Source organism: Campylobacter sp. RM12637 (assembly GCF_020137645.1).
Taxonomy (GTDB): Bacteria; Campylobacterota; Campylobacteria; order Campylobacterales; family Campylobacteraceae; genus Campylobacter_E.
This window is the reverse complement of record NZ_JACGAV010000003.1, coordinates 95349-118036: the sequence shown is the minus strand read 5'-3', so window position 1 is coordinate 118036 and position 22688 is coordinate 95349. Positions and strand designations below refer to the sequence as shown.

At 30.0% G+C, this 22688-nt stretch carries 25 protein-coding genes and 3 tRNA genes; 19 read left to right on the top strand and 9 right to left on the bottom strand.

From position 1 onward, the window contains the following. The first annotated feature begins 70 nt into the window (after positions 1 to 70). From ilvC to AVBRAN12637_RS02725, 12 genes are read left to right on the top strand one after another with little or no spacing between them, the layout of a single operon-like run. Positions 71 to 1090, top strand: coding sequence for a ketol-acid reductoisomerase (ilvC, locus tag AVBRAN12637_RS02780; protein ID WP_214150100.1), 1020 nt, complete (start codon positions 71 to 73; stop codon positions 1088 to 1090). Next, entirely contained in the window at positions 1090 to 2133 is a 1044-nt protein-coding gene (locus AVBRAN12637_RS02775) for a divergent polysaccharide deacetylase family protein (RefSeq protein ID WP_336615274.1), read from the top strand. The genes ilvC and AVBRAN12637_RS02775 overlap by 1 nt, the downstream gene beginning before the upstream one ends. Then, a complete protein-coding gene (locus tag AVBRAN12637_RS02770; RefSeq protein WP_336615273.1) occupies positions 2108 to 2887 on the top strand; it encodes a DNA-processing protein DprA in 780 nt (259 codons plus the stop codon). Before AVBRAN12637_RS02775 ends, AVBRAN12637_RS02770 begins: the two co-directional genes overlap by 26 nt. Beyond that, entirely contained in the window at positions 2887 to 3261 is a 375-nt protein-coding gene (gene ruvX / locus AVBRAN12637_RS02765) for a Holliday junction resolvase RuvX (RefSeq protein WP_214119608.1), read from the top strand. Before AVBRAN12637_RS02770 ends, ruvX begins: the two co-directional genes overlap by 1 nt. A gap of 1 nt (position 3262) precedes the next feature. Beyond that, a complete protein-coding gene (locus AVBRAN12637_RS02760) occupies positions 3263 to 3769 on the top strand; it encodes a tetratricopeptide repeat protein (protein ID WP_214116347.1) in 507 nt (168 codons plus the stop codon). A 23-nt stretch (positions 3770 to 3792) separates the two neighbouring features. Next, positions 3793 to 4449, top strand: coding sequence for a tetratricopeptide repeat protein (locus AVBRAN12637_RS02755; RefSeq protein WP_336615272.1), 657 nt, complete (start codon positions 3793 to 3795; stop codon positions 4447 to 4449). A 16-nt stretch (positions 4450 to 4465) separates the two neighbouring features. Then, positions 4466 to 5233 (top strand): tetratricopeptide repeat protein, encoded by a 768-nt coding sequence (locus tag AVBRAN12637_RS02750; protein ID WP_336615271.1) that lies wholly within the window; start codon positions 4466 to 4468, stop codon positions 5231 to 5233. A 32-nt stretch (positions 5234 to 5265) separates the two neighbouring features. Next, positions 5266 to 6132 carry a tetratricopeptide repeat protein gene (locus AVBRAN12637_RS02745; protein ID WP_336615270.1) on the top strand — a complete coding sequence of 289 codons (867 nt, stop codon included), beginning with the start codon at positions 5266 to 5268 and terminating at the stop codon, positions 6130 to 6132. Between the two features lie 25 nt (positions 6133 to 6157). Further along, on the top strand, positions 6158 to 6925 hold the full coding sequence (locus AVBRAN12637_RS02740; RefSeq protein WP_336615269.1) for a tetratricopeptide repeat protein: 768 nt from the start codon (positions 6158 to 6160) through the stop codon (positions 6923 to 6925). Between the two features lie 16 nt (positions 6926 to 6941). Continuing rightward, on the top strand, positions 6942 to 7721 hold the full coding sequence (locus AVBRAN12637_RS02735) for a tetratricopeptide repeat protein (protein WP_336615268.1): 780 nt from the start codon (positions 6942 to 6944) through the stop codon (positions 7719 to 7721). After that, positions 7718 to 8269 carry a tetratricopeptide repeat protein gene (locus AVBRAN12637_RS02730; RefSeq protein ID WP_336615267.1) on the top strand — a complete coding sequence of 184 codons (552 nt, stop codon included), beginning with the start codon at positions 7718 to 7720 and terminating at the stop codon, positions 8267 to 8269. Before AVBRAN12637_RS02735 ends, AVBRAN12637_RS02730 begins: the two co-directional genes overlap by 4 nt. Then, complete coding sequence (locus tag AVBRAN12637_RS02725) at positions 8269 to 9141, top strand: RsmB/NOP family class I SAM-dependent RNA methyltransferase (protein WP_336615266.1); 873 nt, start codon at positions 8269 to 8271, stop codon at positions 9139 to 9141. Before AVBRAN12637_RS02730 ends, AVBRAN12637_RS02725 begins: the two co-directional genes overlap by 1 nt. Before the next feature lie 298 nt (positions 9142 to 9439). Here AVBRAN12637_RS02725 and AVBRAN12637_RS02720 read toward each other — a convergent pair whose 3' ends face one another. After that, positions 9440 to 9967, bottom strand: coding sequence for a hypothetical protein (locus AVBRAN12637_RS02720; protein ID WP_214119628.1), 528 nt, complete (start codon positions 9965 to 9967; stop codon positions 9440 to 9442). A 154-nt stretch (positions 9968 to 10121) separates the two neighbouring features. Between AVBRAN12637_RS02720 and AVBRAN12637_RS02715 the strand changes: the two genes are divergently transcribed. Further along, positions 10122 to 10778 carry a hypothetical protein gene (locus tag AVBRAN12637_RS02715; RefSeq protein ID WP_336615265.1) on the top strand — a complete coding sequence of 219 codons (657 nt, stop codon included), beginning with the start codon at positions 10122 to 10124 and terminating at the stop codon, positions 10776 to 10778. 22 nt (positions 10779 to 10800) lie between these two features. On the opposite strand, the gene nrfD is transcribed toward AVBRAN12637_RS02715, so the two are convergent. Genes nrfD through phsA form a run of 3 tightly spaced genes read right to left on the bottom strand, consistent with a single transcriptional unit; the run spans position 10801 to position 14583 of the window. After that, on the bottom strand, positions 10801 to 11763 hold the full coding sequence (gene nrfD, locus AVBRAN12637_RS02710; protein ID WP_336615264.1) for an NrfD/PsrC family molybdoenzyme membrane anchor subunit: 963 nt from the start codon (positions 11761 to 11763) through the stop codon (positions 10801 to 10803). Then, positions 11756 to 12322: a 4Fe-4S dicluster domain-containing protein gene (locus AVBRAN12637_RS02705; protein WP_336614057.1), complete on the bottom strand. Its 567-nt coding sequence runs from the start codon at positions 12320 to 12322 to the stop codon at positions 11756 to 11758. Before AVBRAN12637_RS02705 ends, nrfD begins: the two co-directional genes overlap by 8 nt. A 2-nt stretch (positions 12323 to 12324) precedes the next feature. Beyond that, positions 12325 to 14583, bottom strand: a complete 2259-nt coding sequence (gene phsA / locus AVBRAN12637_RS02700; protein ID WP_336615263.1) for a thiosulfate reductase PhsA — start codon at positions 14581 to 14583, stop codon at positions 12325 to 12327. 223 nt (positions 14584 to 14806) lie between these two features. On the opposite strand from phsA, the gene AVBRAN12637_RS02695 reads away from it, so the two are divergent. The 6 genes from AVBRAN12637_RS02695 (at position 14807) to AVBRAN12637_RS02670 (ending at position 17651) form a co-directional block, all read left to right on the top strand. Further along, positions 14807 to 14882: transfer RNA gene (locus tag AVBRAN12637_RS02695), tRNA-Lys, on the top strand. Positions 14883 to 14890: 8 nt separating this feature from the next. Continuing rightward, positions 14891 to 14966, top strand: a tRNA-Val gene (locus tag AVBRAN12637_RS02690). Between the two features lie 16 nt (positions 14967 to 14982). After that, a tRNA-Asp gene (locus tag AVBRAN12637_RS02685) sits at positions 14983 to 15059 on the top strand. A 109-nt stretch (positions 15060 to 15168) separates the two neighbouring features. After that, positions 15169 to 16557 (top strand): cation:dicarboxylate symporter family transporter, encoded by a 1389-nt coding sequence (locus tag AVBRAN12637_RS02680; RefSeq protein ID WP_336615262.1) that lies wholly within the window; start codon positions 15169 to 15171, stop codon positions 16555 to 16557. Further along, positions 16544 to 16849, top strand: coding sequence for a thioredoxin family protein (locus AVBRAN12637_RS02675; protein WP_336615261.1), 306 nt, complete (start codon positions 16544 to 16546; stop codon positions 16847 to 16849). The genes AVBRAN12637_RS02680 and AVBRAN12637_RS02675 overlap by 14 nt, the downstream gene beginning before the upstream one ends. A 1-nt stretch (position 16850) precedes the next feature. Beyond that, the gene (locus tag AVBRAN12637_RS02670) at positions 16851 to 17651 is read left to right on the top strand and encodes a hypothetical protein (protein WP_336615260.1); all 801 of its coding nucleotides are present in this window, start codon (positions 16851 to 16853) and stop codon (positions 17649 to 17651) included. On the opposite strand, the gene AVBRAN12637_RS02665 is transcribed toward AVBRAN12637_RS02670, so the two are convergent. The 5 genes from AVBRAN12637_RS02665 to ilvD form a co-directional block, all read right to left on the bottom strand. Next, positions 17646 to 18242 carry a peroxiredoxin gene (locus AVBRAN12637_RS02665; RefSeq protein WP_214116319.1) on the bottom strand — a complete coding sequence of 199 codons (597 nt, stop codon included), beginning with the start codon at positions 18240 to 18242 and terminating at the stop codon, positions 17646 to 17648. The genes AVBRAN12637_RS02670 and AVBRAN12637_RS02665 overlap by 6 nt on opposite strands. A gap of 430 nt (positions 18243 to 18672) precedes the next feature. Continuing rightward, positions 18673 to 19491, bottom strand: coding sequence for a hypothetical protein (locus AVBRAN12637_RS02660; protein WP_336615259.1), 819 nt, complete (start codon positions 19489 to 19491; stop codon positions 18673 to 18675). A gap of 42 nt (positions 19492 to 19533) precedes the next feature. Next, entirely contained in the window at positions 19534 to 20004 is a 471-nt protein-coding gene (locus AVBRAN12637_RS02655; protein ID WP_336615258.1) for a hypothetical protein, read from the bottom strand. Between the two features lie 54 nt (positions 20005 to 20058). Continuing rightward, positions 20059 to 20799 carry a hypothetical protein gene (locus AVBRAN12637_RS02650; protein ID WP_336615257.1) on the bottom strand — a complete coding sequence of 247 codons (741 nt, stop codon included), beginning with the start codon at positions 20797 to 20799 and terminating at the stop codon, positions 20059 to 20061. Positions 20800 to 20957: 158 nt separating this feature from the next. Beyond that, positions 20958 to 22661: a dihydroxy-acid dehydratase gene (ilvD, locus tag AVBRAN12637_RS02645; RefSeq protein WP_214116313.1), complete on the bottom strand. Its 1704-nt coding sequence runs from the start codon at positions 22659 to 22661 to the stop codon at positions 20958 to 20960. Positions 22662 to 22688 lie beyond the last annotated feature (27 nt).

The window sequence follows — 22688 nt, the reverse complement described above, 5'->3', positions numbered from 1 at the left end:
TATTTTTTTATTAGATTGTAACTAAAATAGTTATAATTTGCTTAATTAAATCAAAAGAAAAAGGAAAAATATGGCAGTAAATGTTTATTATGATCGTGATTGCGATTTAGGTTTAATTAAAAGCAAAATAGTTGCGATTATTGGTTTTGGCTCACAAGGACACGCTCACGCTGAAAACTTAAGAGATAGTGGTGTAAAAGTTGTAATTGGTCTAAGAGAAGGAAGCTCGGCTAATAAAGCTCGCGCTAAAGGTTTTGAAGTTTTAAGCGTAGCTGATGCGACTAAAAAAGCTGATGTTATTATGATTTTAACTCCTGATGAGTTTCAAGCTCAAATTTTTAATAGCGAAATTAAACCAAACTTAAGCGAAGGAAAAGCTATAGCATTTGCTCACGGATTTAATGTTCATTACGGACAAATTGTAGCTCCAAAAGGAGTAGATATTATAATGATAGCACCTAAAGCACCAGGTCATACGGTAAGAAATGAATTCGTAATTGGTGGCGGTGTTCCTGATTTAATAGCAGTTGCTCAAGATGAAAGCGGTAATGCAAAAGCTCTAGCATTAAGCTATGCAAGTGCAATTGGTGGCGGACGCACAGCTATAATTGAAACTACATTTAAAGACGAAACAGAAACAGACCTATTCGGCGAACAAGCAGTGCTTTGTGGAGGTTTAACTGCACTTATTGAAGCAGGATTTAATACACTTGTAGAAGCTGGATATGAGCCTGAAATGGCATATTTTGAGTGCTTACACGAAATGAAATTAATCGTTGATTTAATGTATCAAGGCGGAATTGCTGATATGAGATATTCTATTTCAAATACAGCTGAATACGGCGATTATATTACAGGCGAAAAAGTTATAAACGAAGATAGCAAAAAAGCTATGAAAAAAGTATTAAAAGATATTCAAGATGGCACATTTGCAAAAGATTTCATCTTAGAAAGCCGTGCAAATTATCCAAAAATGAATGCAAGACGCAATATTACTAAAAACAGCCTTTTAGAACAAACTGGCGTTAAATTACGCAAAATGATGCCTTGGATTGAAAAAAGCAAATTAGTTCAACAAGATAAAAATTAATGGCTAAAAAAAAGCAAAAAAGCAAAGCTAATTCTAGCTTTGCTACAACTCTTAAAATAATTTTTTTATTTTTATTATTATTTGGCATAGGGCTTTTGGTATATTTAAATATATACGAAAGCAAAGAGCAAATTAGCGAAACTAAAGAGATAAAAACTCAAAAAGAAATTCAAAAACCAAAACCGCAAACAATAGTAAATGCTATAAATAATTATAAAAATGAAAAAAGCATTGATAAAGAAAAGAATTTAAATCAAAATTTTAGTGATATATTTGCTAATATGGATTTAGAAAAAAATGATGATAATTGTAAGGTAACTAGCGTAACTTGTTTTGATACTAAAGAAACTTCAGCCTTTGGTGCTTTAGCAAGCGCTACTAATATTAAGGCAAAATTAGCAATTATTATTGATGATGTTGCGACAAAAGAACAAAGCGAAGAAATCAAAAAAATTATTAAAAATGGTAAAAAAATCACTCCGAGCTTTTTTCCTAACACAAACAATCACCCAGATACTAATAAATATTCAAAAGAATTTAAATCTTTTATGATACACCTTCCTTTAAGGGCTTTAAAGTTTAATAAAGAAGAGCCACTAACCCTTACTCCTAGTGATAGTTATCAAGTGATTGAAAATAGGATTAAAAATATCAAAATCGCTTTTCCAAATCTAAAATATCTAAACAATCATACAGGCTCATTATTTAGCGAAGATGAAAACGCTATGAGAAATTTATTTAAAGCATTGAAAAAATATGATTTGATTTTCGTTGATTCAAGGACTAGTGCCAACACAAAAGCACCTACAATTGCAAAAGAATTTAATCAATTTTATATCCACAGAAATGTATTTTTAGATAATTCACAAGATTTAAATGATATTCGCAAAAAGCTAGATGAAGCAGTGGAATTTGCCCTAAAACACAAAAGAGCAATAGCCATAGCACACCCACACAAAAATAGCCTAAAAGCAATTAGCGAATATGACTTTTCTAAAGTTGAGCTAGTTTATATAGATGATATATACAACGATTATAAATGAGTTTAATACTCTTAAAAACCCGCCTGATAAGATTTATTATAAAGGTAATTTAGAGCTTTTAAAAATGCCTAAAATAAGTATAGTAGGCTCTAGAAAAATGAGCGTTTATACAAAAAATCTAACCTTTAAACTAGCACAAAAACTAAGCCAAATAGGTATTTGCATAGTAAGTGGTGGAGCAATTGGAGTAGATATTGAAAGTGCAAAAGCAAGTCTGCCTTATCATATAGGAATTTTTGCAAACGGGCTTAATAAAATCTATCCAAAAAGCAATGAATTAATCATAAAACAAATATATGAAAACGCCCTAGCACTAAGCGAAAACGAACCAAATCATATCCCATTAAAACACGATTTTTTAGCTAGAAATCGCCTTGTAGTAGCTCTTGGAGATATTTTAATCATCACCCAAGCAGACCTTAAAAGCGGTTCATTAAACTCAGCAAAACACGCCCTAGAATATGGAAAAGATATTTATGTATTAGCCCAAAGAATAGGAGAAAGTGATGGCACAAACGAGCTAATCGCAAACTATAAGGCAAAAATAATTTATGATATTGATATTTTCGTAGCACAAATGCAAGAATACTTCAGCGTTCAAAAATGCTACACTCAAAACTACGATGAGTTTTTAGAATTTTGTAAAAACGGAGCAAATCTTGATGAAGCCTTAGAGCGATACGGCGAATTAGTATATGATTATGAACTTGATGGAAAAATAATAATTGATGGAGTTTTAGTTAGGAGTGTTTAATGGAAAATATACTTGCACTTGATTTAGGACTTAAACGAATTGGCGTTGCAATTAGCATAATGAAAATTCCTATGCCACAACCTGCAATAATTAGAATAAATCGCAATCAAGCAGCCACAGAAGTAAAAGAACTAATCAAAAAGCACAAAATCACTAAAATTGTAATAGGAATTCCAATGGGCGGTAGTGCTGAAGATGAGATGAGAAGAAGAGTGGAGCATTTTTCAAAACTAATTGAATTTAGCAATATAGTCTATCACGATGAAAGTTTTACAAGCAAACAAGCAGCAAAAATTATTAGTAGCAAAAAAAAAGATGGCAAACAAGATAGCATTGCAGCATTTTTATTGCTTAAGGATTATTTAGGAATTTAAATTGAAAAAGCTCGTTTGTTTGCTTATATTTAAAGTTTTGTTAGCAAATGATTATGACTTAGGATTTGAGATTTTTAAAAATATTGATTTTACAAAAGAGCCAATTGAATACGAAAATGATTTAAAACAAGTTTATAATTTATGGTCTAAAGCTTGTAAGAATAAAAATATGCAAGCTTGTTATGATTTAGGATTTTTATATGAGAGCGGAATAGGAACTAAGCAAAATTATACTAAAGCCATAAATCTTTATACTAAAGCTTGTGAAAATAACTTATATGAAGCTTGTTATGCAGTAGGTTTTATGAATGCTTATGGGATTGGAACGCAACAAAACAAGAAAAAAGCTATTAAATTCTATACCAAATCTTGTAATCATAATTATGCTGTTGGGTGTTATTTTTTATCATTTTTATATAAGGATAAAAAAGCTAAAGAATATTTAAAAAAAGCTTGTGATTTAGGTGATGAAAGAGCTTGTAAAAGTATTGAGAATTTAAAAAATTAAATTAGAAATTTAAAGGAAGTAAGGTGAAAAAATTATTATGTTTAGCACTTTTAGGTGCAAGTGTTTTAGGTGCAGTTGATATTAAGGAATTAGAAAAAGCTTGCAATAAAAACGATTATAAAGCTTGTGATGCTCTTGGATATTTATATGCAAGTGGCGAAGATGTAGAGCAGGATTTTAAAAAAGCAAATAAATTATGGATTAAGGCTTGTAAAGGTAAAGATGCTTCTTCTTGTTTTAATATAGGATTATCTTACGAACAAGGAAATGGAGTAAAACAAGATTTAAAAAAAGCAAGTGAGTTTTACACAAAAGCTTGTGATGGTGAACATACTTTTGCTTGCACAAATTTAGGTTCTATGTATTTTGAAGGAGATGGCATAAAACAAGATTTAAATAAGGCGAGAGAATTTTATACTAAAAGTTGCGAACTACAAGATTTTGGTGCTTGTGGATTTTTAGGCTTTATGTATTATTCTGGAATTGGCGTTGCAAAAGATATTGAAAAAACAAAAGAATTATGGACTAAAGCTTGTGATAATAAAGACGGAGAAAGCTGTTTAGCTTTATCAAGTTTATATGAAAATGATATTAAAAAGTCTATTGAATTAATTAAAAAAGCTTGTGATTATGGAGAACATACTAGTTGTTTGCTGTATAAAAAAATAAACAAGCAATGACATTAAAGGAAGTAAAATGAAAAAATTATTATGTTTAGCACTTTTAGGTGCTGGTATTTTAAGTGCAAATGAGCTTGAGAGTCAGTGTAATAAGGGCGATTTTGAAGCTTGTTCAGATTTAGGAGTAGAATATGCTAAAAATCAAGATTATACTAAAGCAAAAGAATATTTTACTAAGGCTTGTGATAACGGAAATGCTACGGGTTGCAATAATTTAGGGGTTGTTTATGCGAATGAATTTGGAGTAAAACAAGACTATACAAAAGCAAGAGAGTTTTATACTAAAGCTTGTGATAATGGGGATACTATGGGTTGCTCTAATTTAGGGTTTTTATACGAAAAAGGACTTGGAATAAAGCAAGATTATTTTAAAGCAAGAGAGTTTTATGCCAAAGCTTGCAATAACGGAAATGCTACGGGTTGCTTTAATTTAGGAATTTTATATGCAAATGGATTTGGAGTAAAAAAAGATTACATAAAAGCAAAAGAATATTTTACTAAAGCTTGCGATGGTGAAAACGCTAGTGGTTGCTCTAATTTAGGGGTTGTGTATGCAAATGGATTTGGAGCAAAACAAGATTATGCAAAAGCAATAGAACTTTATGCTAAAGGTTGTGATGGTAACGATGCTATGGGTTGTTATAATTTGGGAGCTTTATATAATAACGGGCAAGGCGTTAGAGAAAATAAAATAAAAGCTAAAGAATACTTAAGAAAAGCTTGTAATTTAGGCGAACACAACGGCTGTAGTCATTATGAAATATTAGATGAGCAAGGGTTTTGATAAATAACAATGATAAATTTAAAGGAAGTAAAGTGAAAAAATTATTATGTTTAGCACTTTTAAGTGCTGGTATTTTAAGTGCAAATGAACTTGAAAGTCAGTGCAATCAAGGGGATTTTGAAGCTTGTTTTAATTTAGGAGTAGAATATGCTAAAAATCAAGATTATACTAAATCAAAAGAATATTTTACCAAGGCTTGTGATAACGGACAAATTCTTAGTTGCCTTAGCTTGGGTGAATTTTACTTTTTTATAAATCAAGATTATGCTAAAGCAAAAGAATATTTTATTAAGGCTTGTGATGAAGATGCTACGACTTGCTCTGATCTAGGGTTGTTATATAGTGAAGGGTTTGGAATAAGACAAGATTATATAAAAGCAAAAGAGTTATTTACCAAAGCTTGTGATGCGGGAAGTGTTGTTGGCTGTGTTAATTTAGGAAATTTATATGCTAACGGAAATGGTGTAAAGCAAGATAATGATAAAGCAAAAGAGCTTTATACTAAAGCTTGTAATGATGAATTTACTGAAGGCTGTTATGGTTTAGGATTATTATATAGCAAAGGGGTGATTAGAACAAGCGAAGATTATTTAAAGGCAAGCGAATTTTATACTAAATCTTGTGATGGTGGAGAAAGTGTTGGTTGTTATAATTTAGGTGTTTTATATAGCAGTGGGTATGGAGTAAAACAAGATCCTATTAAGGCAAAAGAGCTTTTTACTAAAGCCTGTGAAGATGGGTTACCTAATGGTTGTTTTAATTTAGGCAGTTTGTATTATAAAGGCAAAGGTGTAAAACAAGATAAAACAAAGGCTAAGGAATATTTTGGCAAAGCTTGTGATTTAGGCGGTCAAGATGGTTGCGATGGGTATAGAAAATTCAACGAGCAAGGATATTAATAATAAGAAATTTTAAGGAAATAAAATGAAAAAATTATTATTTTTGATGCTTGTAGGTATGAGTTTATTTGCAAATAAAACCAATAAAGAATGTTTAAATATGAATTATAAAACTTGCTACGAGATAAATGATAAGAATTTAGAAAGTAAATGTGACAATAAAGATTATCATGCTTGTTTTTTATTAACACTAATTGAGTTAGATAACAATTGCAACAAAAACGATTATGAATCTTGTCATAAACTAGCTAACGAATATGAGAGTGATTGGAAATTTAAAAAAGCTATAGAATTGCATACAAAGGCGTGTAATGGTGGATATTTTCAAAGTTGTGATTTTTTAGGCTTTTTTTATGAACATGCTCGTGGGGTAAAGCGAGATATTGCTAAGGCGATACATTTTTATAAAATAGCTTGTGATAACAAGGAATATTTAGCATGTGAAAGCATAGGTTATATATATTCTGAAGGTTTTTGGCTTATGCAAAATCATAAAAAAGCGATTGAATATTATAAAAAAGCTTGCGAGTATAATAAAGGAAGATGTGAAAAATTAGCTTGGCAATATGAAAAAATAGATGATTTTAACAATGCTATTAAGGCTTATGAAATTTCTTGTGATGCTAAAAATAATAATGCCTGCTTACGCTTAGGAATAATGTATGAAAACGGCGAAAATATAGAGCAGGATATAAATATGGCAAAAAAATATTATAGTCTTACATGCCGATATAAAGGCGGCGTAACTTGTGATAAACTAGAAATGTTAAACCAACAAGAAATTATAAAATAAATATGTAGGATAAAATATGAAAAAATTATTATCTTTGGTATTTTTTAGTATAAGTATTTTAGTTGCAAATGAAAACAATAACGAATGCTTAAATATAGATTATAAAACCTGCTTTAAACTTAATGAAGCCGAACTAAAAAGCAAATGTGATGAAAAAGATCACCCATCTTGCTATCTTTTAGATACGCTAAAATATGAAAAATTATGCGCTCAAAATGATTTAGAAAGTTGCTACGAACTAGCTGGGCAGTATGAAGATCATAAAAAATATAAAAAAGCCTTTAAACTACACACAAAAGCATGCGATGGTGGGTATTTTTCAAGTTGTGATTATTTAGGTTTTTTTTATGAACAAGCTCGTGGTATAAAGCGAGATATTAAAAAAGCTATGCAGTTTTATGAAATAGCTTGTGACAATAGAGTAGCGAATGCTTGCAAAAGTTTAGGCAATAAGTATTCTACAGGTTTTTGGGTTAAGCAAGATCATAAAAAAGCGATTGAATATTATAAAAAAGCTTGTGAATATGACCGACCATATCAATGTGAGGAATTAATATACGAATATGAAAAAATAAAAGATTATAAAGAAGCGATTAAGATTTATAAAAAAACCTGTGATAACGGATATTTCCCAAGCTGTGAGCGTTTGTTTTTGATGTATAAAAATGGCGATAGGGTAAAGCAAGATTTAAATTTAGCAAAAAAATATTTAGCCGATGTTTGTCGTTATAGTCCTGAGTACTGCGAAGAATTAGAAATAAATGAAGAAGAAATCTTTAATCAGGAAGTAAAATGAAAAAATTATTATGTTTAGTGCTTTTAGGTGCTGGTATTTTAGGTGCAAATGAGCTTGAGAGTAAGTGTAATAAAGGTGATTTGGTAGCTTGTGTAAAATTAGGTGAAATATATTTTAACGAACAAAACTATCAAAAATCTATTGAATTTTTTAAAAAAGCTTGCGATGGTGGTTATGCTTTGGGATGTACCGGTCTAGGAAAATTTTATGCAGATGGAAGAGGTGTTAAACAAGACTTGGTAAAAGCAAGCGAACTTTACACTAAAGCTTGTGATGGTGGAGATGCCTTAGGTTGCTTTGTTTTAGGATTTTTATATGAACAAGGATTTGGAGTTACGCAAAATTATACAAAAGCTATCAATCTATATATCAAATCTTGTAATAATAAATTCGGTGTAAGCTGTTCTATGGTAGGGGCTTTATATAGTAATGGCAAAGGTGTGAAAAAAGACAAAATAAAAGCTCAAGAATACTTTAACAAAGCTTGTGATTTAGGTTATCAGGGCGGTTGCGATGAGTATAGAAAACTAAATGAACAAGGATATTAATGATATTTAATCATACCGAGCATTTTAACGAGATTTATGGCTTTAAAAAGCCAATTGATTTGGAGTATTTCGGAGTATTTATAAACTCTATTAAATGTGGTGAAGAAGAGTTTTTAAGTGTATTTAACACTTACGAACCTACAAAAATAGATAATAATTTTTATATTTTTAATCAAGAATTTAAAATAAGAATTTCAACTCACGATTTAGCAATAAATGGCGGTATTTATATACAAGATTATTCAAGCTATTTATGCGCTAAGGCTTTAAATGTTAGCTCAAGCGATATTATTTTGGATATGTGTGCTGCTCCAGGGGGTAAGAGTATAAATCTAGCTAATTTTAGCAGCAATTGTGAAAATCTAAGCTCAAATGAGCTAAATAGCAAAAGATTTTTTAATCTTAAAAAAATCCTAGCAAACTACGGCGTAAAGGCAAAAACCTATAATCACGATGGCGTTTTGATAGGTCGTAAAACGCCTGAGCGATTTAGCAAAATATTGCTTGATGCTCCTTGTAGCACATTTATGCACGATTTTTCTATCACAAAAAGCCAAAAAGAAATAAAGCAAATCGCCACTACTCAAAAAAAGCTTTTAAACTCTGCCCTAACAGCTTTACAGGTTGGTGGGGAGCTAGTTTATAGCACTTGCACGCATAATTTTTATGAAAACGAAGCAGTGATTTATAATGCACTTAATTCTAAATTTAATATAGAACTTTTAGAAATTGATTTGCCTTGCGAATATTTACAAGGATTAAGTAATTACGATGAAAAATATAGTGATGATAGACTTGATAAAACTTATCGCATAAAGCCAACAAATACTCATTCAGGCTTTTTCATAGCAAAATTAAGGAAATTAGGCTAAATTATTTTGCTAATAAATTTGCAATATTCTAAGAAATATTGAGCTAATTAGTGAGTTTAAATTATAAAAACTACATAGATAGATTTAATAGTATTAAAAAGACTTGAAAGCAAGAAAACGATAAGATATTTAATCAATACATAGCAAAATCTTATAAAAAATAAATTATTTTAATAATCTGCCTTGCCTAATCAACTGCAAAATATTCTAATTAGCTATTTTAATTGTTTAGCTTGGCAATTAGTGTTTTTACAATAATTAGTTAAACCTAAATACTTAATAGTATTTAGGGAAAGTTTTAATTATTTGTTTGTTCTTTTAGTTTTTCTTCAAGTTTTTTAAGCTTTTTTTCTGATTTTTTATGCTCTTTTTCAACTTTTTCTACTTTATCATCAACTTTATTTTCTAATTCTTTAGCTTCTTTTTTAGCTTTATTTTTTAATTCTTTTTCTTCTTTATCAGCTAATTTTTTAGCTTCTTTATCTTTTTTAGCTTTGATTTTTTCTAAATCATCTTTGTATTTATCTTCAACTTTTTCTTTTTTAGCATTTAGTTTTGCTTGGCTTTTTTCTAATTTTTTACTCTCGTAATCATATTTAGTTTCAGCTTTGATGGTTTTTAATTTTTCATTATCTATTTTACCATCTACACAATTTTTGCTGATTTCTTGTTTTTGTGTTTTTAAATATTCTAACCTTTCTGGATTTGCCTTTTTTTGATTTTGAACTTTTGTGATTTGCTCATCAAGTTTATTTAAAACCTTATCACACGATGTAGCAGCAAAAAGCGATGAAGCTAAAGCAACACTTAAAATTAACTTATTCATAAATTCTCCTTAAAAAATATTCAGCAAATAGTATAAAAACACTCATTAAACAATTAGCTTAGCTAAATAAATTATATGTAGCTAATACAAATTAAGTAAAACTTAAGAATGGGGGGGGGTATTATACTGATTTTTAAAATATTTAAGGAGAAATATGAAAAAATTATTAACAGCTAGTTTGTTTTGTAGCGTGGCATTATTTATGAGTGCTTGTTCTGATGAAAAAAAAGAATTAAGTCAAGATGCGTTTAAGTTTGATATTGAAACTGAAACAAAAGGATTCGGTAAATATATTACGATAAGACACATTTTAAGTCTAACAGCTAAAGATGATATTGAAATTAAAAAAATTACAGCAAATCGTGGTGCTTGTGAAGTAAGAGATTGGAATAAAGAACATGATGGATACAATTTAAGCGATAACTTAATATCTGATGAAACTCCACCAAAAGTATGTAATACTGGAATACTAAATAAAAATTGGATTGATTATTGCGAAAAATTAATTAAATGGGCAGAATTAAGTAAAGAAGATTGCAGTTATGAGTACGAATACGATTTAGATGATAAAAGCAAAGGTTTTAAACACATAAACGAAAGAGTAGAAAAAACAGAAAATAAAAAATATATTGAAAATTGTGAAAAAGCAAAACAAGTTGCTAAAGAAAAATACAATGGAAAATATTATTATGATTATAAAGTGCCAATGAAATTTGGTGAAACTAAACAATTTGGCATATTTGATTGTTCTGATGTTGTGGAATTTAGCGTATATACAAATAAAGGCTTTGTAACTTATAGCGTTAAATAATAGCTTAGCTAAAGGAAAACCTTTAGCTAATGCAAACTTGCCCTGCATAAACGATAAAAAATCTTAACATTATTACTCCAACTAGCACAGCAAGAGAGTTTATTATTATGAATGCAGGTTTATAGGCGTGGTTTTTAAGTGCGGTTAGGGCTATTAAAATTGGTAAAACAAGCCCTGTTCCTAGCACTCCAAACCAAAATAATTTTGAATAAAACTCATGAGAAAAAATAGCCTTAAGCGATATTAAACTCTCGCCCCCACTATAATACATTCCTACAAAAAGCAAAAGTAAGATAGGGATTTCAAGCATTATTGCTCTTAAATCTAAAACTAATAAATACTTTATGTTTTCTTTATTTAAATGAGCTTTAAAAAATAAAATTCCCACAAGTATATTTGCAGCTATTCCACAAGAAAACGCAGAAACCACAAAAAGCAATGGTAAAATAGGAGTATTCCATAAAGGGATTTTAGAAATCGCACTTAATAAAAATCCCGTATAAGCACCAACACATAAAGCTAAGAAAAACAATACATATTCAATCATCTTTGCAAAATTAGCCATTTTTCTTATGGAATTTGTAATAGGAATTAAGAACCTAAAATAAAGCCCTATTTCACGCTCAAAAATGATTAATGCGTATAAAAATGCTAAAGGTGTATAAACTAATAAAAACAAAACACCTAAAGTCATAACCGAAGTAAAATTGTATTTTATTAGCAATAAATAAAATGTAAGTGGTTTGCCTAAATCAATTATCAAAAGCAAAAGCCCCAAGCTAATAGCAAGTGGAGAAATTAACGCTCCTGCTTTAATCGTAGCGTCCCAAATACTATTAGTATTATGTGTAAATCTATTAAATTTTACTATTAATGAAACCATCAAACACCCAGCACTAAGCCCTGCTAAAAACAAATATAGTGCAATAGGCCAAGGCCAATAAATCTCATTATATTGCATTAAGCTTCCTGCCATATTATTCATAGCGTCCTCCTTTTGTGTTTTTTATAAAACCTAGTTTTGGTTTAGTGCCTAAATGAGCTTTAGGATATTCAACGCTTTTACTTGCTAAGACTTTATTGATTTCTGAATTGTTATCATTTATATCCCCAAAAATTAGTGCATCAGTAGGACATACGCTAACACAAGCAGGGGTTAAACCATCGCTTACTCTATTTGGATAACAAAAAGTGCATTTATCAATTGCTTTTGTGATAGGATTAAGAAATCTTGCATTATAAGGACAGGCTAATATGCAGTATTTGCAAGATACGCATAAATTTTCATCAATTAATGTTATTCCATTTGCTAGTTTAAAACTAGCTCCAGTAGGACATACGCTTACACACGGGCTATCTTCGCACATTACACAACTTGCCCTTGTAAAATCTGTTTGAAGATTTGGAAAAACTCCCTTCATTTTCGCATGAACTTGCACTCTAAAAACCCCACTTGGAATTTGATTTTCGTTTTTACAAGCTACGCTACAAGCCTCGCAACCTATACATAAATTTTCATCGTGAATCATTACAAACTTTTTCATCTTTAAGCCCTTTTAATATCTACGCCTATATTTGTAACCATTGTGCTACAAACATAACCACTTCTTGAACCTAGCACTATGCTATCATTTGCACCTATTTCGTGAATGTTTTTAAGTGCTGGAGTATTACGACCAAATCCGTGATAAATAAACAATGTATCAGGACGAATTCCTTGAGTTAGCATAAGTTTTACTTGGATTTTGCCAAATTCATTTTCTAAATATACTAAATCGCCATCTTTAAAGCCTAATTCTTTAGCCTTAGTTTCATTTATCCACACAGGACTTTCACTCATTAATTCATTTAAAATTGGGATATTTTGAGTATGAGCGTTTGTATGAATTGGAGTTTTGCCACTTGTTAGACAAAATTCATGATTTTTAAACACATCATAATCAGTTGTATTTAAACAGCCGTGAGTTGGGAATAAGTTTTCAACTTTTTCTATGAAAAGCTCTATTTTTTTACTAGGTGTCTTAAAGTTAATTAGTGAACTTAATTCGCCGTTACTATCAATTTTATCTTTAATTTGCAGATAAGTTTTAGCAAATTCTTTTATGGTTTTTGGCTCTCTTAAATAAAGACTAGGGACTTTATAAGTTACTATGCCATCTTTTTTAAGATTTGCTAGTAAATCTACATTGCCTTTAGCTTGTTGCATTCTATACTCATCTATTGTTGTATAAGTATAAAGCTCATCAATTTTCATCATACTTGCTAGTTTTCTAAATATATCAAAACCACTTTTTGTATCGCCTATAACTTCTACGGCTTTATTTCTCATATAATAGCCATTTCCTATAGTTGCAATGCTCTCATCTCGCTCTAAATATGAGCTTTCTGGTAATACCACATCAGCTAAATTGCTAAAATCATTTAAATATATATCAATACTTACTATAAAATCTAGCTCGTTTATAGCCTTTAAACTCTCATTTACATTTGCTACATTTACTAAGTGATTAAACCTAGTATTTACCCAAGCTTTAATAGGATATGGCTTTTTGCTAAGTATTGTAGGGGCAATATCCATTAAAACTCCGTGTTTTCTGGATACAAAATAATTTTTATTTCCAACTTCACCTGCACCATCAATTCTAGGAGTGTTAGGAACCTTAAAAACATTGCTAGGATTATCAAGAGTAGGGAAAATATCTTCGCCTATGATTTTATTTAAAGTATTTGTATTTTTGCTAGTGTGAATGCCACCTTTTTTCTCATAATTTCCCATTAAAGCGTTTGCTATTGCAATAGCTCTTGTGCGTTGATATTCTGCATAAGTAGTAGTGGTTTTATGTCCCCAATCAATTACTACTTTAGGAGCAGCTTTATAGATTTCATCGGCAATTCGCTCAATAGTATCAGCACTAATTCCAGTGATACTTTCTTGCCATTTAGGGCTTGTATCTTTTACACTAGCTTTAAGCTCATCAAGTCCTATGCAATATTCATTTACAAATTCTTTATCGTATTTTTCATCTCTTAGCCAAATATGAATTAATGCCATCAAAAACGCCACATCAGTTCCTGGCTTAATAGGTAGCCACTCATCAGCCTTAGCAGCAACTACGCTAAATCTAGGCTCAAGGACAAGTAGTTTTGTATCACTTGCAGCTGCAAATTTAGCTAGTTTTTTAGCATCACTTATCACTATACCTTCAAATAAATTATGTCCGAAATTTACAATATATTTTGCATTAGCAAAATCTCTTGATAAGCCGCCGCCATAAGTATGCTCTAAAACCATATTATAAGTAATCGGACAGCTTGAATAATGTGAAAATATATTAGGACTGCCGTAAGCACAGGCAAAATTACTCATATGAGTGTGAGATTCTCCGGCTTTGCTTGTAAATATTACGCTACTAGCTCCGTGCTTTTCTTTTATTTCGTTTAACTTTGTTGCAACTAGGTTTAAAGCTTCGTCCCAACTAGCTTCACGCCATTTGTTTTCCCCACGCTTACCTACACGAATTAAAGGCTTAATAAGGCGGTTTTTATCATATAATTGATTAATTCCTGCTCCACCCCTTGCACATACGCTTGTTTTATTTGCACTAAATTTTGGATTACCATTAATAAATACACCTTTATTATCTTTAACGCTTATTTCAATAGGACAGCGAGTAGAACACATCTCGCAAACCGAAAAAACACTTTTTTTATCCCCGTTTGTAAAGGCATTAGCACTCAAAACTGGATTAATACAGGCTAATGAACCTAAAAATGCAGAGCCTTTTAAAAATTCCCTTCTTTGCATTAATACTCCTTAAAATACAAATACTTTCAAAGTATTTAATTAAATTATACTTAAAAATTTTAATTAAATTATAAAATTATAATATTTTTTATTTTATATTATCGGAATTTAAATTCTTTTTATTTTTTATGCCAAATTCTTGAATTAAAATATAATTTTTTAGATTTTTCTTGACAATTAAAAATTTTTTTTGTATCATTCAACCTTTCACAAATATTTTAATGTCTTGTTAGCTCAGCAGGTAGAGCATCTCACTTTTAATGAGGGGGCCGCTGGTTCGAATCCAGCACAGGACACCATCAATCTTGGTCGCTTAGCTCAGTTGGTAGAGCGCCACCCTTACAAGGTGGATGTCATAAGTTCGAGTCTTATAGCGACCACCATTTCTTAAACTAGGTTGCGGCGGTAGTTCAGCTGGTTAGAATATCGGCCTGTCACGCCGGAGGTCGCGGGTTCGAGCCCCGTCCGCCGCGCCATTTCCCTTTCTTTTAAAAATTTAAACAATAGTTCTCTCCTTTAATATTTTTATTTCTTAATTTATTTAGGATAAAATCTATCTCTTAAAAAAAATATTAAAGGAGAATTATGAAAGATTTTTTCATTAACTTTTTTACACTTTCAGAGCCTTTATCAATTACTTTTGTATTAGTTTATCTAATATTATGCTTTTGGCTAAATCGTTTAGCATATACTATAAGTTTTGCAAAAAGAATGACATTGGCACTATTTTTAGGTGTTATTTTGGGTGTATTAGCTCAATATTTGGCAAATTTTCCTGCAAATTCTAAAGAAGTTTTATGGCTTGAGCAAACTAGAATTTGGTATTCTTTCGTTGTAAGTATTTTTATTAGCTTATTAAAACTTATGATAGTTCCTATTGTGTTTTTTGGAATTTCATCATCTTTATTAAAGCTTGAAGGTGGAGTAAAGATTTCATCAATTCTTAGTAGAAGTATTTTTTGGCTTTTAATAACTACTGCAATTGCAAGTGCTATAGGTCTTAGTTTAGGTGTAATATTTAATCTAGGAAGTGATGTTGTAGTGCAAACTTCAAAAACTATAAAAGAAGCTAGAACTCTAAGCTCAATTTTATTAGGTTTAATGCCAAATAATATCATAGATTCTTTTGCAAATAATAATATTTTAGGAGTAATTTTAGTAGCATTTTTATTCACTCTTGGTGCAAGAAAAATAGGCACAAAAGAAGAAAATAAAGAAATATTTAGCACCTATAAAAACCTAGTAATTTTTATAAACAAAATTATTATGAATGTAATTACAAATATAATCCAACTAATGCCTTATGCTGTTGTTGCGATGATTGCAAATGTGCTAATAGCAAATGGAGTTGCAGCTATGAAAGAAGCTGGATTATTTATAATACTAACTTATGCAAGTGGAATTTTAATGATTATTGTATTTTCTATCATTTTAGCATTTCACGGCTTATCTCCTATGGTGTATTATAAAAAAGCGTTTGAAGTGCTATTATTGGCTTTTACTTCAAGAAGTTCAGCGGGTGTTTTACCGATTACCATTCGCACACTTCATACTAAATTAGGCGTTAGTGAAAACAATGCAAACTTTGTAGCAGGGCTGGGTGCTACTATAGGAATGAGTGGCTGTGCTGGGTATTATGTAGGGCTTGTGGCTGCATTTATTATGCATAGTGCAGGGCTTAGCATTGATTTATCTAGTGCAGTTTTAATTATTATAATTACTCTTGTTGGGTCTTTAAGTATCGCAGGAATTCCTGGAATTTCAATTGTAGCAGCTTCTATTATGATTACAGGGCTTGGACTTGGGGATAAGTTTTATTTACTAGGTGTGATTTTTGCAATTGACCCTATTATAGATATGGTAAGAACTATGAGCAATGTAAATGGTGCTATGATTGCAGCGATTGCGACTGATAGCGAGTTAAAAACATTAAATAAAAATGAATATAAGGATTTAAACAATGAAAGAGATTAATTATCAAGAATATTTAGATATTAAAGATAATGCAACTTGTGTTATAGCTTTTGGAGCACCTTGGTGTAGGGATTGTAAGATTGCTGAGCCGTTTTTGGTAGAACTTAGTCAAAAATATACTAATATAAATTTTTACCATGTAAATGTTGATAAAGATGAAAATATAAGAGCTGATTTGGGTATTCGCCATATTCCTACGATACTTTTTTTAAAAAATGGAGAAGAAGTGCATACAAGAGTGATTGAGCCACACTCAATTTCTTTGATTGAAGAAGGCGTTTTAAAGCTTTAAAATGTTTAAAAATCCATCACTTAACAATGTGTTTTTACAGAGTTTTGATGGATTTTATATATATTCTAAAAATAGCGAAATTGAAATTCTTTTAAAAGAATTAGCAAATAATCTAAGCAAAAATCATCTAGTTTTATATATTTGTAATACTGATACAAAGGGCTTAAATAAAAATATTTACCACATAGATATTTTTAATGATTTAGCAATTTTACAAGTTAAAAAATTGAAATATTTTGACTATATTTTCATTGAAAATTTATCATTTTTAGAAAATATAAATTTTCCAAAAAATACAACAATTATTGCAAACGGATTTTTAAAATCTGATTTAAGACATTTTAAGGGCAAAAAAACTAGATTTTTAAGATTTATATACACTCAAGATTTTATAAAAATATTTAATCAAAATTGTGAGTTTTTGTATAATTTCAAACCCAAAAATCATAGTATTTTTAGCCCAAATGAGATAGATTTTGATATAGATAAAGAAGTGGAATTTTATTTAAACTGCATTAAGCAAGGCTTTAGGTTTTATGATTTTAGAAAAAGTAGAAAAGATGAGATTTTTAAAGCACTTGGAAATGGCAATGTATCTTTTAATGAAATTCCATTCGCAAATAATATTAGCAAAAAATATTTTTATATAAATAATCACAAAATTAACAAAGACTTTATACCAAATAATATAAATAATATAAAAGTAAATTTTATAAGCAAGAAAACAGAAGTGAAAAAATCAATATTTAAAAAATTATTTAATTTTAAGTGGGCTAGGAAAATCCTAGCCTTTAAATTATAGTTTTTCGCTATTGTTAGCTAGGTAATCAGCAACACCTTTTGGATCAGCTTTCATACCTTTTTCGCCTTTATGCCAGCCAGCTGGACATACTTCACCATGCTCATTTGTAAATAGCATTGTATCTACCATTCTAATCATTTCATCAATATTTCTTCCTAGTGGTAGGTCATTAATTACCGCGTGGCGAACTGTTCCATCAGCGTCTAATAAGAATGAACCTCTTAAAGCTACTGCTTCATCAAATAATACATCAAAACCACGAGCGATTTCTTTTGTAAGGTCTGCTACTAAAGGAAATTGTACATTGCCAATACCACCTTGATTCACTGGAGTATTTTTCCAAGCAAAATGGCAGAATTCATTATCGCCACTAATTCCGATTACATTAATTCCTCTATCTTGAAAATCTTTAAATCTTTTATCAAATGCGATAATTTCACTTGGACATACGAATGTAAAATCTTTTGGATAAAAGAATACTACTGTTCCTTTTTTACCCATATTTTTGTATAGATTAAAATTGTTATCTATTGTATTGTTTCCTAATACAGCTGGAGCTGTAAAATCTGGTGCTTTTTTTGTAACTAACATAATTTGTCTCCTTATTAATAATTTTTATTTGTTGAAAAATTATAAATGTTAAAAGTTAATAGAGATGTTAATCATACAAAAATTATCCTAAAATAATTTAAATCAAGATTTTAAGTAATTTTATAAAAATAATAAATCAGTATTAGTTTTAAAAATTATTTATTTTAAATAACTATTTAAAATATTTTTAATAAAAATTAATTTATAATATGATTTGCTTTTTGCCTTAGGCTTGTTAGGGTGGAAAGGTGGTAATATGGGAGAAACTATTATTTTAATCGTTTTAATCATAGCTTTACTAAGAACTTTAAAAAAGTTCTAGTAAAACCATTTATTTTTTCAAACTAACTAAATTATAGTGAAGCACGGCTTAGCCTAAGCTTAAAGCAATTCACCTAACCCTAGCAAATTAGCCGTGTTTTGCTAGGGTTTACACATATTTAAGTAATTTTATTCCGATTACAAAATAATCAATCACTAAACCTAAAGCTAATAATACAAACGAACTTATATATACTAATGTCTTATCCTTATATTTTATGCATAGAATTATACCTGTGATTAATCCTAAAAAACTTACTAGATAGTTTAAGATAAATGCCTTTAAGGTATAGTAATTAAAGCTTTCTATATCGCCTACATTTGCACTAAGCCCTAAGGCTTTGTCCGTTGCTATTATTTCATTTTTTGTATTTTTACTTAATTCATATTCGTTAAAATGAGATTTTATAAAGATATTAAATACTATTTCATCATAGCTTGAGTTCATTTTTAAAGCCTTATTATAATCCCTTGCATATTCATTTAGCCAAGAGTTTTTTGTATTACTAGCATTTAATACTGCATAATAGCTTTGTAATTCTGATTTTAAATCGTTTTCTAATCTACTAATTTTGTTAAATACAAAAGCGTTAAAATCTAGGGCGTTTTCTTTTTTTAGTGTTTTGTCGTTTAAATAATTTATATATGAATTAATCACTCTATGCTTATCATTTAGCTCATAATGAGCATAAAGATTATCATCGTTAATTAAATATTCTGATTGTTTATAAAGCTTAGAGAAATTATTTCTAGTATCATTTGCATAATCATTTATGTTATTATAATTTTTACCATATTCTTTATAATATTTAACTATTTCTTTCTTTTGTTCATCATCCCAATTTTTAGGTAATTGATTAAATAATTCATCATCGCTAAAAGCAAATAAGCTACTACATATTAATAATAAATAAACTATATATTTCATTAAAACTCCTTTTATTTATATTAACATAAAAGGAGTTAAAACTTATATAGTTGCACCTGCATAAGGATTGTTATAACCAAGTCCTTTATTAGAATAATTAGTTTTTATACCTTGATAATTTGCTTTTTTAGGTTTGTTTTTGAAATAATATTCTACAGGCTTAAGGTCGTATTTTACCCCTTGTTTTATCATATTTTTTTGTCTATCATTAAACGCTGTTAATACACTATCTACTTGAGTAGTTAAGAAATTGTCAAATATCTTAGCGTTTTGCATAAGTCTTTCATCGTTTTGTCCGAATAAGCTATCATCATCAACTAAAGAAGCAAATATTTCATATTGTTGTTTTAGCTTCATACTTTTTGTCTGTGCTAATACTTTTATTTGTTTTGCTACTTCTCTTAAGTTGTCTTTAACTGTTCCATATCCTAAAATATTAAGCGTTTTATTTAATACATTTCCATCCCATCCGTGTAGGTTAGACTCTTCAATTAATCCTGCATAAGTATTCAATAGTTTCTTTTGTGCCGCTAGATTTTCTAGTTCGTTTTGTCTATTAAGTCCTTCTTATTTACCATAAATTTGTTGCAATGCTCCTAAAGTATGTATTACTCCTACATTAGGGATATTAATATTTCCATATTGTTTTAAATTGTTTTTTAATTCATCTTTTCTTTGCTCTAATTTTATTATATTTTCTTTTTCTCCATCTTTTTTAGCTAACAATATTTTACTATCAATATCTTTTAATTCTTTTTCTAGGTTTTCTTTTGTATCGCTTATTTGTGAAACTTTGTCTAAAACTCCAAAATAATCATTCATACTATTTGCACTATTGCCACTATTTTTAACATACGGATTAGCTCCATCAAATTGCACTTTATACATTTGCATAATGCTAGGTTTGTGTTTATTTAATAAGCTTATTTCTCTTTCGTATGCACTAGTATCAAATCCTTGTTGTTTAGCGTCTAAATATTTTAAATAAAGACCATTATAATATCCATCAAAAGCATCTTCTCCTTGTTTGCCACTATTTTGTGAGTATTCATTCACATTTGAATATAAGCTTTTTATAGTTTCTTCTTCGTTAAATCTACTTTTTGCTACATTTGTATTAAAATTTGTAGCTCTTGCATTCGCCCATAAATTACTAGCACTTGCATTGCTATGATTAATATCTGCTTGATATTTTTTAGGCATAAAATAAGAAGTTATTTGATTTTGCTTTAGAGTTTCCATATCTTTTGCAGTTTTTATTTGCTCTTGTGCGATTTTTTCATCTTTAGTTTGTCTAGCTATATCCAAATCAATTGCACCTTTTTGCACTTGATTTTTTAGGTTCTTTGTTCCTAGCTTAATAAAATAAGAGATTTTTATTAATTTATTTAAAGTAAAAAAGTAATTTCAAATTCTACAAAAATTTCAAATACAAAACTAGGAATTTCCTTAAGAAATCCCTAAAATTATTTCATTTCATTCAAACCATCAAGGTCTAAAACACCGCCGCTACTAGCATTACTAACTAGCTTTTGATACATTCTAAGCCATCTTGAATTAAGCTCTTTTTTAATAGGCTTAAATTCCGCTCTTCTTCTAGCCATTTCTTCATCATCAATTAATAGATTTATAGTGCATTTAATAGTGTCAATTTCTATTAAATCTCCATCTTTAATAAGCCCTATTTCACCACCTTCAGCAGCTTCAGGCGAGCAATGCCCTACACTAAAACCACGAGTTGCTCCACTAAATCTACCATCAGTAAGCAATGCAACCGACGCACCTAAGCCCCTACCCATAATAAGACTTGTTGGGCTTAACATTTCTTGCATTCCAGGACCACCTTTTGGACCTTCATAGCGAATTACTACACAATCTCCAGCAACCACTTTTCCACTGCTAATCCCTGCTATTGCTTCATCTTGAGAATTAAAGCAAACACATTTACCACGGAAAACCTTATCACCAACGATACCGGCTACCTTTATTACCGCACCTTCTCTTGCGATATTGCCAAATAATACGCATAATCCACCACGCTCAGAGTATGGATTATTTAAAGTTTTTATAGCCTTTCCATCAGGGTTACTATCTTTAATCAGTTCTCCTATGCTATCTCCACTAATAGTAAGTGCATCTTTGCTAAAGAATTTACTTTTTTTGCTAACTTCATTCATTATTGCATATATTCCACCACTACTTCCTACATCTTGCATATGAGTTCCTGGCAGACTTGGGCTAACCTTAGCTATATGTGGTGTATCTTGAGCGATTTCGTGCATTAATTTTAAATCAATCTCATCAGCATAAGCTTCTTTTGCAATTGCTAAAGTGTGTAAAATTGTATTTGTGCTACCGCCCATTGCCATATCACAAACAAGAGCATTTTTTAAACTCTTATTATTTAAAATATTTCTAATTTTGTATTTTTCGCTTAGCTCTTCGCTCTTTGCAATCTCACAAATTCTTCTTGCAGCACTTCTTAATAATTCTTCTCTTTCAGAAGTTAAAGCTAAAATAGTTCCATTTCCCTTAAGTGCAATACCAAGGCTTTCCATTAAAGAATTCATTGAATTTGCCGTAAACATTCCACTGCAACTTCCAGCTCCAGGACATGCAGCACATTCAATTTCTTTTAATTTTGCTTCATCAATTTTACCAACTTCGTATTCGCCAACTGCTTCAAACGCTGTATTTAAATCAATTTGAGAACCATCTTTAAGCTTACCTGCAGCCATCGCTCCACCACTTACAAAAATAGTAGGCACATTCACTCTTAAAGCCCCCATAATCATACCTGGAGTAATTTTATCGCAGTTTGGAATAGCTATCATTGCATCTAGGCTATGTGCGTTCATAACCGTCTCAACACTACTTGCTATTAATTCACGACTTGGCAACGAATAAAGCATTCCACTATGTCCCATAGCAATACCATCATCAACACCAATGCAGTTAAACTCAAATGGCACACAGCCGTTTTTGCGTATTTCATCTTTGATAATTTCAGCATATTTATTTAGATAAAAATGCCCTGGAATAATCTCTATAAAACTATTACAAACCCCAATAAATGGCTTTGCAAAATCTTCATCTTTTAGCCCAACGGCTCTTAATAATGACCTACTTGGTGCTTTTGTATAACCTTTTTTAATAGTATCACTTCTCATTATTGCTCCTTTTTATATATTAATAGA